The organism is Streptomyces sp. NPDC002328, assembly GCF_042890065.1.
Taxonomy (GTDB): domain Bacteria; phylum Actinomycetota; class Actinomycetes; order Streptomycetales; family Streptomycetaceae; genus Streptomyces.
The window spans coordinates 1-14,623 of sequence record NZ_JBIARQ010000036.1 but is presented as its reverse complement, the minus strand read 5'-3'; the positions used below and the strand labels follow the sequence as shown (position 1 = coordinate 14,623).

Annotated in this window: 12 protein-coding genes and 2 pseudogenes; 5 read left to right on the top strand and 9 right to left on the bottom strand. The window is 71.2% G+C overall.

Annotation, left to right across the window (positions count from 1 at the left end):
* Window positions 1-102 precede the first annotated feature (102 nt).
* Window positions 103-399 (top strand): hypothetical protein, encoded by a 297-nt coding sequence (locus ACFYX4_RS40035; RefSeq protein ID WP_389344731.1) that lies wholly within the window; start codon window positions 103-105, stop codon window positions 397-399.
* 371 nt (window positions 400-770) lie between these two features.
* On the opposite strand, the gene ACFYX4_RS40030 is transcribed toward ACFYX4_RS40035, so the two are convergent.
* Entirely contained in the window at window positions 771-1,871 is a 1,101-nt protein-coding gene (locus tag ACFYX4_RS40030; protein ID WP_389344729.1) for a bifunctional succinyldiaminopimelate transaminase/glutamate-prephenate aminotransferase, read from the bottom strand.
* 117 nt (window positions 1,872-1,988) lie between these two features.
* Entirely contained in the window at window positions 1,989-2,309 is a 321-nt protein-coding gene (fdxA, locus tag ACFYX4_RS40025; RefSeq protein WP_362249186.1) for a ferredoxin, read from the bottom strand.
* A 140-nt stretch (window positions 2,310-2,449) separates the two neighbouring features.
* On the opposite strand from fdxA, the gene ACFYX4_RS40020 reads away from it, so the two are divergent.
* Window positions 2,450-3,472: a GNAT family N-acetyltransferase gene (locus tag ACFYX4_RS40020; protein WP_389344726.1), complete on the top strand. Its 1,023-nt coding sequence runs from the start codon at window positions 2,450-2,452 to the stop codon at window positions 3,470-3,472.
* Entirely contained in the window at window positions 3,469-4,311 is an 843-nt protein-coding gene (locus ACFYX4_RS40015; RefSeq protein WP_389344724.1) for a tetratricopeptide repeat protein, read from the top strand. The genes ACFYX4_RS40020 and ACFYX4_RS40015 overlap by 4 nt, the downstream gene beginning before the upstream one ends.
* A gap of 74 nt (window positions 4,312-4,385) precedes the next feature.
* On the opposite strand, the gene ACFYX4_RS40010 is transcribed toward ACFYX4_RS40015, so the two are convergent.
* The 5 genes and pseudogenes from ACFYX4_RS40010 to ACFYX4_RS39990 form a co-directional block, all read right to left on the bottom strand.
* Window positions 4,386-7,034 carry a hypothetical protein gene (locus ACFYX4_RS40010; protein WP_389344722.1) on the bottom strand — a complete coding sequence of 883 codons (2,649 nt, stop codon included), beginning with the start codon at window positions 7,032-7,034 and terminating at the stop codon, window positions 4,386-4,388.
* 154 nt (window positions 7,035-7,188) lie between these two features.
* A complete protein-coding gene (locus ACFYX4_RS40005) occupies window positions 7,189-7,599 on the bottom strand; it encodes a DUF6113 family protein (protein ID WP_389344720.1) in 411 nt (136 codons plus the stop codon).
* Window positions 7,596-8,477, bottom strand: coding sequence for an N-acetyl-1-D-myo-inositol-2-amino-2-deoxy-alpha-D-glucopyranoside deacetylase (gene mshB, locus ACFYX4_RS40000; RefSeq protein ID WP_389344718.1), 882 nt, complete (start codon window positions 8,475-8,477; stop codon window positions 7,596-7,598). The genes ACFYX4_RS40005 and mshB overlap by 4 nt, the downstream gene beginning before the upstream one ends.
* A 134-nt stretch (window positions 8,478-8,611) precedes the next feature.
* Window positions 8,612-8,941: pseudogene (locus ACFYX4_RS39995) on the bottom strand (hypothetical protein); the annotation flags it as partial.
* A 65-nt stretch (window positions 8,942-9,006) separates the two neighbouring features.
* A complete protein-coding gene (locus ACFYX4_RS39990) occupies window positions 9,007-9,867 on the bottom strand; it encodes a helix-turn-helix domain-containing protein (RefSeq protein ID WP_389344716.1) in 861 nt (286 codons plus the stop codon).
* 127 nt (window positions 9,868-9,994) lie between these two features.
* On the opposite strand from ACFYX4_RS39990, the gene ACFYX4_RS39985 reads away from it, so the two are divergent.
* Window positions 9,995-11,371, top strand: a complete 1,377-nt coding sequence (locus ACFYX4_RS39985; RefSeq protein ID WP_389344714.1) for an IS1380 family transposase — start codon at window positions 9,995-9,997, stop codon at window positions 11,369-11,371.
* Window positions 11,372-11,907: 536 nt separating this feature from the next.
* On the opposite strand, the gene ACFYX4_RS39980 is transcribed toward ACFYX4_RS39985, so the two are convergent.
* Window positions 11,908-12,327 carry an ATP-binding protein gene (locus ACFYX4_RS39980; protein WP_389344787.1) on the bottom strand — a complete coding sequence of 140 codons (420 nt, stop codon included), beginning with the start codon at window positions 12,325-12,327 and terminating at the stop codon, window positions 11,908-11,910.
* A 103-nt stretch (window positions 12,328-12,430) separates the two neighbouring features.
* Window positions 12,431-13,202, bottom strand: a pseudogene (locus ACFYX4_RS39975) (transposase).
* Window positions 13,203-13,785: 583 nt separating this feature from the next.
* Here ACFYX4_RS39975 and ACFYX4_RS39970 point away from each other — a divergent pair.
* Window positions 13,786-14,247, top strand: coding sequence for an SUKH-3 domain-containing protein (locus ACFYX4_RS39970; RefSeq protein ID WP_389344711.1), 462 nt, complete (start codon window positions 13,786-13,788; stop codon window positions 14,245-14,247).
* Window positions 14,248-14,623 lie beyond the last annotated feature (376 nt).

Below are 14,623 nucleotides of genomic sequence, written 5' to 3'. Positions count from 1 at the left end.
TCACCCCATTGCCAACTCTTTACGGCGGTCGTCCGCAACCTTCGTGGGGTTCGAGCGGTAGTCACTGCGGCATCCGCCGTTCCCCTCCGTCGAAGGAGCAACATGACCCTCCCCCTGACCCGCAGGATCGCCCGTGCCGCACTGCTCGTCGCCGCGGGCGCGGCCGCCGGGATCGGCGCGGCCGGCTCCGCCGGTGCCGCGCCCGCGCTGCCCGCCGCTCCCGGCCTCGGCGGGCTGACCGCGCTGGACGGGGCGAACGCCGACAAGGCGCTCGACGGGGCGGCGGGGCAGGCGGTGAAGCAGGCGGTGCCGGTGGCGCAGAAGGCGGCGTCCTCCGTGACGAAGGGTGGGTTGCCCGGGACGGGGACGTTGCCGCTGAAGGGGTTGCCGCTCGGCTAGTGCGGGTGACTTTCGGCGGGGCCCAGTGTTCTGACTGGGCCCCGTTTGTCGTGTGCGGGGGGGGTGTGCCGGTGGTCGGCAGGGGCCGGGGCGGTGCGAAGTCACCCGGCACTGTCGGCTGTGCCCACCCTCCCCCATCGCCCTGCGGAACGACTGCCCACAGCGGTAGCTGCTCCGGAACGACTGCCCACAGCGGTAGCTGCTGCGGAACGGCTGCCCACAGCGGTAGCTGCGGAGCGGCTGCCCACAGCGGCGGCTGCGGGACGGCTGGCCACAGCGGCGGCTGCGGAACGGCTGGCCACAGCGGCGGCTGCGGAACGGCTGGCCGCAGTGATGGGCGGTGCCGCCGCCGCAGCAGGGGCCGACGTCGGCTAGCTGCGGCTGAGGCGGGACGTTGCGGCTGATACTCGCTCGTCTGTTGCTGTGAGGGCTACTCGTACGTACTGGGCGCCCGCCGGGCCGTAGAAGTCGCCGGGGGCCACCAGGATGCCCAGGTCGGCCAGGTGGGCGACCGTGGTCCAGCAGGACTCGTCCCGGGTGGCCCAGAGGTAGAGGCTGGCCTCGCTGTGCTCGATGCGGAAGCCGTGGTCGAGGAGGGCCGCGCGCAGGGCGGTGCGGCGGGCGGCGTAGCGTTCGCGCTGTTCGTGGACGTGGGCGTCGTCGGAGAGGGCGGCCACGACCGCCGCCTGGGTGGGCGCCGACGTCATCATGCCGCCGTGCTTGCGGATCTCCAGGAGCGGCGCCAGGACCGCCGGGTCGCCGGCGAGGAAGGCCGCCCGGTAGCCGGCGAGGTTCGACCGCTTCGACAGGGAGTGGACGGCGACCAGGCCGTCGTGGGAGCCGCCGTTGACGTCCTGGTGCAGCACCGAGACCGGGTCGGCCTCCCAGCCCAGTTCGAGGTAGCACTCGTCGGAGAAGACGAGGACGCCGTGCTCGCGGGCCCAGGCCACGATCCGGGTCAGCTCGGCCTTCGACAGGACCTTGCCGGTGGGGTTGGAGGGCGAGTTCAGCCAGAGGAGCTTCAGCCCCCGCGGGTCCAGCTCGGTCGGGTCGTCGTAGACCTCGTACTCGGCCCGGGCGAGCCGCGCGCCGACCTCGTAAGTCGGGTAGGCCAGACGCGGGTACGCGACCCGGTCGCCGGGGCCGAGGCCCAGCTGGGTGGGGAGCCAGGCGACGAGTTCCTTGGAGCCGACGATGGGCAGCACATGCCGGTGGGTGATCCCGCGGGCGCCCAGGCGGCGCTCGACCCAGCCGGTGATCGCGTCCCGCAGCGCCGGGGTGCCCCACACGGTGGGGTAGCCCGGGGAGTCCGCCGCGTCGACCAGGGCTTTCTGGATCAGGTCGGGGACCGGGTCGACCGGGGTGCCGACGGACAGGTCGACGATGCCGTCCGGGTGCGCTGCGGCCGTCTTCTTGTACGGCTCCAGCTTGTCCCAGGGGAAGGTGGGCAGGCGGTCGGAGACTGCGGACACGGTTACTGGCTCACTTTCGTCGGTACGACGACCCGCACGGCAAACACCTCGGCCCCGCACGGCCGTCTTCGGGCCGTACGGGGCCGAGGCGGCACGGATTTCGGGCCGCTTGCGTGCTTACTCGGCCTGCGGCGGCAGCGCGGCGACGAACGGGTGGTCCCGCTCGATCAGCCCCAGCTTGCTCGCGCCGCCGGGCGAGCCGAGCTCGTCGAAGAACTCGACGTTCGCCTTGTAGTAGTCCTTCCACTCCTCGGGAGTGTCGTCCTCGTAGAAGATCGCCTCGACCGGGCAGACCGGCTCACAGGCACCACAGTCGACGCATTCGTCCGGGTGGATGTACAAGGACCGGGAGCCCTCGTAGATGCAGTCGACCGGGCACTCCTCGATGCACGCCTTGTCCTTCACGTCGACACAAGGCTGCGCGATGACGTAGGTCACGCTGTCGTTCCTCCTCGATAGGGCGCTGGCGGGCCTCCTCGGACCCTGCCGCCTGGCGCGCGGGAGCGCGGCGTCGTCGATGCCCGCCCCTAGTATCTCCGTTCTTGGCAATGATCCGAACAGGAGGGGGGAGTCGGCCTGTGGAATTCTCGGCCGCTGGACGCCTCGAGGTCCGTATCACCGCTGCTGACGTGGGCAAACGCGTCTCCGTGCGGCGCCTGAGCGAGGCTGGAGTAACGCTGGGGAAATTCACCGACACGGTGGGTGTTCTCACATCATGGAACGACGATGTGCTGGTGATCACACGGAAGAGCGGTGAGAGCGTCCACATCGACGCGTCCTCGCTGGTCGCCGGGAAGGTCGTGCCGGCCGCTCCGGCGCGCCGCCGGGGACCGGCCGCCTCCTACGAGGAACTGGCCCGGGTTTCCTCCCGGGCGTGGCGTCCGCTGGAGAGCGAGCGGCTGGGCGGGTGGGAGCTGCGGGCCGCCGCCGGGTTCACCCGCCGCGCCAACTCCGTGCTGCCGGTGGGCGACCCCGGCCTGCCCCTCGACGAGGCGCTGAACTTCGTACGGCGCTGGTACGCCGATCGGGGGTTGCCCGCCTATGTGCAGACCGCGACCGGGGCCGAGGGCACGCAGGAGCGGCTGTGCGCGGAGCTGGAGCGGCGCGGGTGGGTGCGGGAGGTGACCGCCGAGCTGTGGATCGGCGCGCTGGCGCCGGTCGCGGACCGGGCGGAGGCTGAGGGTGTGGTGCTCGCCCGGGAGGCCGACGAGGCCTGGCTGGCGCGGTACCAGCGCAAGGGGGTGAGCGAGGTGGCGTTGCGGGTGCTCGGCAGCGGACCCTCGGTGTGGTTCGCGTCCGTGCCCGGCGAGGCGGACGTTCCCGCGGCCGTCGGCCGGTGTGTCGTGGACGGGCGGTGGGCCGGGTTCGCGGCGGTGGAGGTCGATCCGGCGCAGCGGCGGCGGGGGCTGGGGACGCTCGTGATGGCGGCGTTGGCGCGGCGCGCGCTGGCGGAGGGCGCCTCGGCGGCCTGGTTGCAGGTCGAGCGGGACAACGCGGGCGCGCGGACGCTGTACGACGGGCTGGGCTTCGGGGCGCACCACGTCTACCACCACTACCGGGAGCCGGAGCCGGAGCCGGAGCCGGAGGCGGGTGCGCCGTGACGGGGTCCGGGCTGACGGAGGTGCGGCGGCGGTTCGCGGAGGAGGCGCGGTCCGAGCGGCCCGATCTGTCCGTGCTCTGTCTGCTCGTGGGCGCGGAGGCGGACGGCTCGCTGGGCGAGGACGGGATGGACGCCGCGCAGGTCGAGCTGGACCGGCTGGCGGGGCAGGTGCCGTTCCGGCCGGGCGGGCCGCGCTCGTGGGCGGTGGCGCTGCGGGAGCTGCTGGGCGAGCGGTACGGCTTCTGCGGCTCGGCGGCGGACTACCGGCGGCTGGAGTCGTCCCTGCTGCATCAGGTGCTGGTGCGGCGCAGGGGGCTGCCGATCCTGCTGTCGGTGGTGTGGATCGAGGTGGCCCGGCGGGCCGGCGCGCCGGTGTACGGGGTCGCCCTGCCGGGGCACTTCGTGGTGGGCTTCGGGCCGCGCGACGACCTCGAACGGCAGGTCCTCGTCGATCCCTTCGACGGCGGGCGGCTGCTGACCGGGCGCGATGCGGAGCTGCTGGTGACGGGGGCGACGGGCGCTCCGCTGGACGCGGGGATGCTGCGGCCGGCGGACCCGGTGGAGGTGGTGTCGCGGATCCTGAACAACGTGCGGGCGTGGGCCGCCGCCCGGCCGGAGCGCTCGGACGTGGCGCTGTGGGCGGTGGAGCTGGCGCTGCTGCTGCCCTCGCACCCGGCCCGGCTGCGGTACGAGCGGGCGCAGCTGCTGGTGCAGCGGGGCGAGTTCGTCGCCGGGGCGGCGGAGATGGAGGAGTACGCGTCGCTGGTGGAGGTGGTGGACGAGGGGTCCGCGGAGCGGGTACGGCGGGAAGCTCATGCGGCGCGGTCGATGCTGAACTGAGCCGGGCGTCCCGTCGGGCGGGACGCGCGAAGGGCGCCCGGCGGGGTGCCGGGCGCCCTTCGGGGAGGTGCGGGTCAGCTCGGGTCGGTGTCGATGATCCCGACCCGGTCCGTCTCGCTCTTCAGCGCCACACGCAGCGCGTTGATGACGTCCTCGACGGAGACGGGCGTCTTCTGCCCGGTGCCGCGGGTGATCAGGACGCCGTCGAACGCGCCGCCGTACAGCTCCTTCAGGGCGGCCTTGTCGTAGTACTCGACGAGCTTGCCGTTGACGGCCTTGACGCCGAGGAACTTCCACAGGGAGTTCTTCGGGCTCAGCGGGACGGAGTGCGCCGCGTCGGTCTGGACGGTGACCTTGCCGGACATCGCCGGTTCGGCGAACTCCTTCATCATCCGGTCGACCTCGGCGTCGGACACCGTCGGCTGACGGGTCGTCGTGGGGACCTTCACCGCGGTGGCGGCGCCGCTCTCGACCTGGGCGCGGTAGGCCGCCACGACGGCCGACTCGGCCTTCGCCGCGTCGATGCCCTTGCCCGCCTTGCCGTAGACGGCGACGGCCTTGCCGGACTCGAACTTGATCGTGCCGTCGGTGGCCGAGCCGGAGCCGCCCGCCGCGGTCTTCAGGGCCGCCTGGAGCTTCTCCTCGTCGACCGGCATGACGGGTTCGACGACGCGGTGCTCGCCGAACAGCGAGCCGATCACGGAGACCGGGTTGTAGTCGCTCCCGGCGGCCGCGTCGACCGTGGACTGCATGTCGAACTGAAGGCCCGCCTGGTCCGGCTTGAGGGTGACGGTGGAGCCGTCCACGGACAGCTTCAGCGCCTGGTTCACCCGGCCGTCGAAGGCCTCGCCGAGCTTCTTGACGGCGTCGTCGCGGGTGCCGCCGCCGATCTCGACGCCGAGCACGGTGGTGCCCTTGGGGACGTCGGAGTGGTTCATCAACAGGCCCGCGCCGTAGGCGCCGGCCGCGCCGACGACGACCAGGGCGCCGACCAGGACCAGCTTGCTGCGGCCCTTCTTCTTGGCCTTCTGGTTCTTCTTCGAGTCGGCCGCTTGCGCGTTCTGGGCGACCGGCTCGGGCCGCTTCGGCGGGTTGTGCGGCTGCGCTCCGTCGGCCGGGCCGGTCGGCGCGAAGGGCTCACCGGGGCCGGGCAGCCGGCCGGCGGCGGGCACGACGGGGATGCCGCTGGTGACGGTCTGTCCGGAGACGTTGTCGTGACGGCCGTAGCCGCCGCCCGCGCCCGGCTCGGGGGCCGGCTTCTGCGGGGTGAGGATCGCGGTGTCGTCACTGAGCCCGCCACCGGGACCGGGGTGCCGGACGGCGGCGGGGCCGCCCTGGGCGTTCCGCGGGCCGGGGCCGCCGGGGCCGCTTGGTCCTCCCGGGCCGCCGTGGGTGCCGGGGCCGCCGAGACCGGTGGGACCACCGTGGCTGCCGGGACCGCCGGGGCCACTGGGACCGCCAGCACCACCGGGGCCACCGGGGCCACCAGGACCGCCGTAGCCGCCCGGACCGCCGGGACCGCCCTGGGTGCCCGGACCGCCGGGGCCGCCAGGACCTCCGTGGATGCCGGGGCCGCCGGGTGCGTGGGGCGCCTGGGGCGTGCCCGCCGCGCCGGCGTGGACGCCGGGCGCTCCGCCGTTCACCGGCGGGACGACCGGGCCGTCCCCGGTGACCGGGCCGCCGGTCGGACCGGCCGGGTGCTGCGGGCCGCCCGCGCCGCCGCGGCCGCGCGGACCGTCGGGCCCGTTGAAGTCGCTGGGACCGCCGGGAGCGCCGGGTCCGCCCGGGCCGTCGAGGAGGCCCTGGCCGCTGCGTGGCGCGCCGCCGTTGTCCGTGAAGTACGGAAGGTCGTCGCGGCGCGTCTCGCCGCCGCCCTGCGCGGGGCGCGCGCCGTTGCCCATCGGGCCCGCGGCGAGCGCCTCGGTGACGTCGAAGGAGCCCGTGCCGCCGCCGTGCCCCGGAGCGACGGGACCGCCGGTGGCGCCGGGGAGACCCGCGCCGTTGGTGCCGCCGCCCGAGCGGGCGCTGCCGGGCACGCTCATGGAGCCGACCACACCGCCGGGGCGTCCCGCGCCCGTACCGGGGCGAGCGCCGCCGGGCGCGCCGGCGCCGGCGCCGGGTCCGGCCTGACGCGCACCGCCGTCGGCCCCCGGGACCGCACCCGCGCCCGCGGGGCCGGGGCCGACGCCGACGGCCGAACCGCCCTGCATCCCGGCCCCGTTGGTGGAGCCGGTGCCCGGACCGCCCTTGCCGCCGCCGGACTTGCGCGGCGCGAACCAGTCGCTCGTCTTCTCGTCGGCGGCCGGCGTCTGCTCGGCGGGCGTCTCGACCGCGCCGGCGGAGGCGGAGGCGGTGGCGGTGGCCCCGGTGGAACTCCCGCCGCCGGCGGGTCCGGACGTCGTCGCCTCGGCGCTCGGGCCGCCGCCCTTGGCGGAGCGAGCGGTCTGCGCGTCGGCGCCGCCCGTGCCGCCCTTGCCCCCCGCGTCGGCGACGGGCTTGCGCACGACGACCGGCGGAATGGGCCGCGATCCGGGGATGTTGATGCGGATCCGGGTCGTCAGCGTGGTCTCGGTCTTGCGTTCCTCCGGCTGCGCAGCCGAACGGCCCGCGTCCGCACCGCCGTCGGACACCACGGGGGTGCCGTAGGGCGGGGTGCCCGAGGGGTATGCGGCTCCGCCGCGCCCGTTGGGCCCGGAGGACGGACTGTCAGTTTCACGACTCAAGGCAGGTTCTCCAGGTTGGCTCCGCCGCCCGCCACGACCTCACGGGCGGCTCGGCGGCGCGCACCACCATACTGGCCACTTCTGGCCCGTATCCCACGACCGCCGGGGAAACCCGCACGGGACTGTCACCGCCGCGCCGTGGAGAAGTGGTACGTCACTTGCCAAGTCGGGCGTCGTCGCCGACCGGTTGCCGCCCCGGAACAAGGGTGGCGCAGATCACAGCGAGGGCCATGCCGCCGAGCAGGAAGAGATAGGAGCCGCTTCCCGCGGCGAACAGGAAGTCGCCCTCGGGACGGCCCGAGGTGAGCAGCACGACGGTGATCATCCAGCCGGCGGCGGGCGCGACGGCTCCGGACCGGCCGCCGAGGAGGCGTGCCCCGCCGAGGAAGAGCCCTACCGCGCCGGCCAGCGCGAGGAGCAGTCCGCCGGGGAACCAGCCGGCCTGGACGAGGGCGCCGGCCAGGCCGGTGAGCGCGCCGAGCACGAAGAGGCCGAGGAGGGCGGCGATCCGTCCGGCGGACGGGCGCTTGAGGGGCTGGGCGAGCGGGTGGCCGTGGTACGTCATCGGGCCGTCTCCTCGACGCCGGCGAACAGGTCGGTCTCCCGGGCGTCGCCCTGCGCGCGTTCCCCTCGGACGAGTTGGTAGTACTCGGTGGTGAAGAGGGGTTGTGCGAGTTCGTTGGAGAGCACGAAGGCGCTGCCGTCGGGGGCGACTTCGATCTGGGTGACGTGGGCGCGCATCGCGGCGGCCTTGGCGGCGGCGTGGGCCGCGCCGTCGATCTCGGTGGTGACGAGGGCGTCGTCGACCACGCCCGGCACGTCGGTGACGGCGGCGGTCTTGGTGAAGGGCAGGCCGGGCAGCTCGTCCTGGAGGCGCTCGAAGGCGGCCTCGGCGACGGAGCGCGGGACGCGGTTCCAGTAGACCTTGGGGACGCTCCAGCCGGCGGCCCCTGCGTTCTCGGCCAGCTCGACGGCCCGCATGGCGACGCGGTGGGCCTGGATGTGGTCGGGGTGGCCGTAGCCGCCGTCGTCGTCGTAGCAGACGAGGACCTGGGGGCGCAGTTCGAGGACGATCTCGGCGAGGGCCGCGGCGGCGGCGTCGACGTCGGCCTGCCAGAAGCAGGCGGGGTCCTCGTTGTCGGGCAGGCCCATCATCCCGGAGTCGGCGTAGCGGCCGGTGCCGCCGAGCAGCCGCACGTCGGCGACGCCGAGGGCGGCCGTCGCGTCGGCGAGCTCGCGCCGGCGGCGCGCGCCCAGGGCCGCGCCGGTCAGGTGGCGCAGCTCGGACGGGATGACCTCGCCGCGCTCGCCGAGGGTGCAGGTGACCAGGGCCACGTGCGCGCCCTCGGCGGCGTACCGGGCCATGGTGGCGCCGTTGTTGATCGACTCGTCGTCCGGATGCGCGTGGACCAGCAGCAGACGCCGTGAGGGCAGTTCCGTCATGGAACCAACCCTACGAGGCGACACCCGTCACCGAGTCACCTCCCCGCGCTGCCGTCCGAGCCCGGGCGGGTTCGGACGGCAGCCGTCCGAGCCCGGGCGGGTTCGGGCTCGCCGGCTCCCGCAGGACGCAGGGCTCAGTCTTCCGGCTCCGTGAAGATGTCTTCAGCGGACGGCGCGGTGACGGCGTGAGTGAGCCAGTGGCGCAGGAGGTCGGTGTCGTCGCAGCCGGTGACCCGATCGCGGACCTCGTCAGGGACGCCGAGGCCGCGCGTCTCCAGGACGAGCAGGATGTCTTCGGCACGCCCCTGGGCGCGACCCTCGTCACGGAACTCTTCGAAGATGTACGACTTGTAGGCGGAGAGGTCCACAGCCACCAGGTTCCTCCAGAGTTGCGCGGCCCGACGGTTGCCGCCGAGGCCTTGAGCGGTCAATTCGATGATCGTGACGACAGCCGCCTCGGGCGCGTCGGATGCGGTGCATCGCCTCGTGGGACGAGTTGACCATGAGGTTCCTTTGTGCGGTGGGGACTTCAGAAGGCCGCCGCCGACCGCGCTCGGCAGCCGAGGCAGAGGCCTGGTTCGGGTGCGCAAAAGGCGTGGTCGCAGCCGTCGCAGTTCCGGAGCGGGTGCCGGACGGTCGGCGGCGGAGCGGCGGGCGCGGTGCGGTACGGAAGCAAGGGCGGCAGCTGGGCCGTGAGGCGGTGGGCCAGAAGTGCAGCCGGGCGACGTGGTCCCTCGGGCGGGAGGTCGGCGGTGAGGGCCCGTCGTACGGCGGTGGGGCTGACGTCCCGCTCCAGCCAGGCGGCGACGCCCGGGGCGAGGTGGGCCGTGTCGCAGGCGGAAAAAAGGAGGCGGGGGTCGTGGCGGCGGAGGCCGGCGAGCAGGTCGGTGGCCGCCTGGAGCAGCTTGGGGTAGGGGCGAGAGGGGTGTGGCACGGCGGGAAGCGGCTTGGGCTTGCCGGGTGTGCGCTGCTTCGGCTCGGCCGGTGGCTCGGGTGTGGGCTCGGCGGCGACGGCCGCCGTACGGCGGGGGTGGCCGGGCTGGTTGCAGGAGACCGTACGGGTGATGATGCGGCCGCCGGGGATGCGTTCACGCTCGCGGCGGAGGTAGCCGTGGGTCTCCAGCTCGCGCAGGGCGGCGGCGATACGGGTCGCCCCCTCGGGAAAACGGGCGGCGAGAGTCTTGATGTCGACGCGGACGCCCTTGGGCAGCGACTGGATGTGAACGCCCAAGCCGATCGCCAGGAGCGACAGCTCCTCGTGCTGGGCGAGGTGGTTGCCGATCACCGTGAAGCGGGTGGTGTGGCGGGCGTTGTCGTGGACGAGACCGCCGAAATGCCGCCGCTTCGGGTGTTTGTCGGTGGCAGGACGGGACTGGGCGTGCGGGGGCACGCTAGCCTCGCGCTTTCATCATGTGGGGTGTCCGAGGCTTGATCAAATAAGCGGAGAGTGCTCCTGACCTGCAACGATGGGACTTGTCTAGGGTCCTGTTGGCTGCACGGAAAGAAGCACTCTCCAGGTGAAGAAGCGTATCGGGTCGTACCCGCGTGTCCGCATCGAGGGCGGCGGCCGGGCGGTGGTCTCGCAGGCCGGGGGCGTGCTGCTGGTCGAGACCGTCCGCAAGACCGGCTTGGACACCGCGATATCAGCGGCGCTGACGCCGTGGCGGAAGGCTCGGGCGGTGCACGATCCGGGCAAGATCCTGCTGGACGTGGCCCTGGCGGTCGCGCTGGGCGGGGACTGCCTCGCGGATGTCGCCATGCTGCGGGCCGAGCCGGCCGTGTTCGGGCCGGTGGCCTCCGACCCGACGGTCTCCCGCCTCATCGACACCCTCGCAGCCTCCGGGGAAAAGGCCCTGCGGACCATCCGTGCCGCGCGAGCTGAAGTCCGCCGACATGTCTGGCGGTTGGCCGACCGAGAAGCGCCTGACGCGGGCGGGACGGTGACCGTGGACCTCGACGGGGTGCTGGTGATCGCACACTCGGACAAGGAGGACGCCGCACCCACGTGGAAGCGAACCTACGGACACCACCCGCTGATGGGGTTCGTCGACCACGGACCGCGCGGCACGGGTGAACCGGTCGCGGCCCTGCTCAGACCAGGCAACGCGGGATCGAACACGGCCACCGACCACATCACCGCCGCCCAACTGGCCCTGGCCCAGCTGCCGAAGAAGTACCGGCGCGGACGCCGGACCCTGATACGCACCGACTCCGCGGGCGGCACCCACGACTTCGTCACCTGGCTCGCCCAGCGAGGACGGTGGCTGTCCTACTCGGTCGGCATGGTGATCACCGAGGCGATACACCAGCACGTGCTGAAGGTTCCGGAGTCCGCCTGGACGCCCGCCGTCGAGGCCGACGGCGAGATCCGCGACGGCGCCTGGGTCGCCGAACTCACCGGCGATGTCCTGGACGGCTGGCCCAAGGGCATGCGGCTGATCGTCAGGAAGGAACGTCCGCACCCCGGGGCCCAGTTGAGGCTCACGGATGCGGACGGCATGCGGCTGACCTGTTTCGCCACCAACACCGTGGGCCGGCCGATCGCCGAGCTCGAGCTCCGTCACCGGCTGCGGGCCCGGGCCGAGGACCGCATCCGGGCCGCCCGGGCCACCGGCCAGCGGAATCTTCCTCTGCACCGCACAGCCCAGAACCGGATCTGGCTGGAGATCGTGCAGATCGCTCTCGACCTGCTGGCCTGGATGCCGATGCTCGCCCTGACCGGCAAAGCCAGGCTCTGGGAACCCCGCCGACTGCGGTTCCGCCTGTTCACCGCGGCCGGACAGCTCGTGACCACCGGCCGCCGACGGATCCTCCGCCTGGCCCGGCACTGGCCCTGGACCGGCCACATCACCACAGCCCTCGACCGGCTCACCCAACTACCCGCCCCTGGCTGACCAGCGGATTCCCCGTCCCTTCGACAGCACCTCAACACCCGGAGCAGTGGAATCCGGCGCCATCCCGAGGCGGCACTCGGGTCTTCGGCCTGCGCAGGCTCAGTCCACGGCACGAAAACGGTCCACCGACTCCGTCGGCGGACCGTCAAGAAAGATCGAGGCTAGGGTTCTGCGTATCCATCGGGAAGGTTCAGCTTCCTAGGTGGTCAGGCCCTCGCACTGGGATGGCAGTCCCGGCGGGGGCCGTCGTATTTCTGCGGGTGTGGTGTCGCGTTGCTGCGCTGAGAGTAGGGCAGGCAACGTCTCCCGAGACAAGCCAAGTTGGTGATGTTCACTCGCGGGAGTGAGGAGTCCGCTGCGGGCGGGAGGGGTGGGGCTTGGTGGGGTTCTTTTTCTCCATGGATGTGTCTTGAAAAAGATCGCCCGCGCCACCGGAACCCGCGGAATCAGGTTCCGGTGGCGGACCGACTGAGGGAATCCGACACCCTTCACCTGCACTGTCGGCCACGGAAATCGTGCCGTTGCGACTGGAGTCGTCAGGTGTTCGGAGACAGGTCGCTCCTCGCACCGAAGGACGAGTTTTCGGCTTCCCGTACAAGTTGCAGTTCCGCCCAGACCGTTTTTCGCGGGCGCGGTTCGGACGTCACGCCCCAACGGTCGGACAGGGTCTCGACGAGGAGGAGGCCGCGACCGGACTCGGCGTCCGAAGCGGGGTGCTGAAGGCTGGGCAGCCGATCGCCATGGGTGTCGGTCACTTCCATCCGCAGGGTGTTCGCGAGGACGTACATGCCGAGACGGAAGTCCCGGCCGGGGACACGACCGTGGACGACCGCGTTCGCCGCGAGTTCGGCGACGATCTGACGTGCCGGGTCCAAGAGAATTCCCCAGGAGCGCAGTTGCTCGGCGGCGAGGAGACGGCCGAGGCGTGCACCGCGGGGCGTGGGCGACAGACGAATCGACGATCAAGGTCTCGACGTGCCCACGCCAACCATGCACGAGCTCGTAAGGGTTGTCCCATAGATGATTTTGGACTTACCTGCTGGCCGGCTCGTTCCTTGGTCACCCGGCGAGGGCGAGGTTGTGCAGGCGGGCGATGCCGAGCATCGCGTGGTGGACGCCGTCGCCTTTCAGGCGGCAGTCACGCAGGATCTTCCAGCTCTTCATGCGGGCGAAGACGTGCTCGACGCGGGCTCGGAATTTGCGGTGGGAGGCGTTATGTTCCTCTTTCCAGTCCGGGAGTTCGGTCTGACCGGGCTCGCGGCGGTGCGGGATGACCAGGCCGGTGCCTCGGTAGCCGCCGTCCGCGATCACTACGGCCTTGCCGACGGCGGCCTTGGCGCCGGACACCTCCCATGCCTTGCAGTCGTTGAGGTTGCCAGGCAACGGTCGGCCGACAGGCGACGACGAGCCGAGTGTCTGCGTCGATGACGACCTGGTGATTCGTGGAGTACCGATAGTTCTTCGACTGCTCGGCGACTGTGTGGTCACGGGTGGGAACCAGGGTGCCGTCCACGATAAGCACAGTGTCCCTGCGGAACCGCTTGCGCGGTTGGAGTGCGAGCGACGGGGCAAGGTGGTCGAGGATGCGGCCGGCTGCCGATTTCGTGACCCCGAAGAGCGGCGCCAACTGCCTCAAAGTCAGGTTCTTCCGCCAGTACGCCGCGACCAGCAGAACGCGGTCCTCCAGTGGCAGGCTCCACGGTCGCCCCCTGCGGACCGCGTCCGCGCCTTCGCGTCGCAGTGCGGTCAGCAGCTTGCCGAACTGCCGCGGGCTCATCCCGGCGAACGGGGCTATCCAGGACGGATCTGAAGCAGTGATCACACCAGCCACATCAAGATCATCCCACCGGATGGCCGCGCGCCATGCCGCCGGGCCGAGGCCACATCCACCGATAACAGCAGCACAATGGATGTTGACGGAGCCCACACGAGTCGGATGAGGGGGGAAGCGGCGCATGGGTAGTCTCTTGAAGAGGCTCTCGGGGATCCACTGGAACGAACTCCGTAACGCACAACAGGCGCCGGCTGGAACGAGGTGCCGCCGTTTCCAAAGCTCTGAGCGGTCATTGCGGGACAGCCTTTAGGGCCGAATCGGCGAAATCAACCACTTCCAATACTGCCGGGGCGGTCGCCCGTGACACGTACACAGGGGAGTGGGCGTATGGCGAGAGCGGCACGGTGCCTGCACAGATCCATCCTCAACTTCGCGGGCGTCTTGATGATTTGATGGAGCAGAATGCCCTTGGAATCGTGACCGGCTGGCGAATGTACAGAGTTCAACGCCTGCAATAATCTGCTCTTCAAGCTGCCTGCGAGTATGCGACCATCATCAGAAAAACGGGATTGAATTTCCCATCTTGCGACAACTGTCGATTCTTGTTGGGTGGCGGTGGCGCACAAGAGGTGGCGAATTAATGAGTTTGCTCGGATTGCCTGTCAAGGATGCCAACCTGATTGACTTCATGGAAGGAATTGGATGGTTCCCCGGGCGGCACATCGATCTACAGGATGATCTCGATGCATGGTCGACTGATGGGTACACTGTCGATCGCTCCGTTCGAGAATTCATGGAGGAATGTGGTGGTCTTCAGTTCGACTACCCACGACACCCAGCAGTCGGTGGAACGTATGTGTGCCTGGTCTCTGGGGTCTCCTCAGTGCAACAGGTCGCACGGTCGCTCGTGACGGAGTACGAGGAGAGACTTGGGTGCGACCTGTGCCCCATCGGCTATTCGGCGAGCGGGAATCTGTTCCTGTATATGGCGCCGGATGGGGCGACATACGGTGGGCATGATCGGTTTCTTGCCAAAGTAGCCGGTGATGGATACCACGCGCTTCAAGCCATCGAGCGGAGAATGAAATTGTCTCCGATCTGATCCGTGGGGCCTCTGCGGTGTGCTGCTACAAAGCTTCTCCTGAACTCGGTAGTAGAGCGCCGATCACGCTGTGACAGGAGCAAATAGAAACCCCGCCAGGTGACTCCTGGCGGGGTTTCTTCGTGGGGTGACGGCAGTAGTTGACGGCGACGTCAACCGATGAGATCAGCGCAGGGGTGGCGGTTCATCACCGTCGATCCTGGCTGGCTCGGGACCTGTAGGGCCGTCGAGGGCGGTGCTGAGGGTGCCCATGGCGTAGCACTGGAACCGGAGTTGGAGGGGTGTCGGGTCCCAGGTGATGCCTGACGTTCTGGTCCCAGGTGATGCTTGACGGTGGGCCTAGAGAACATAGGGAGCCCCGTGGGGCTTGTTCGCT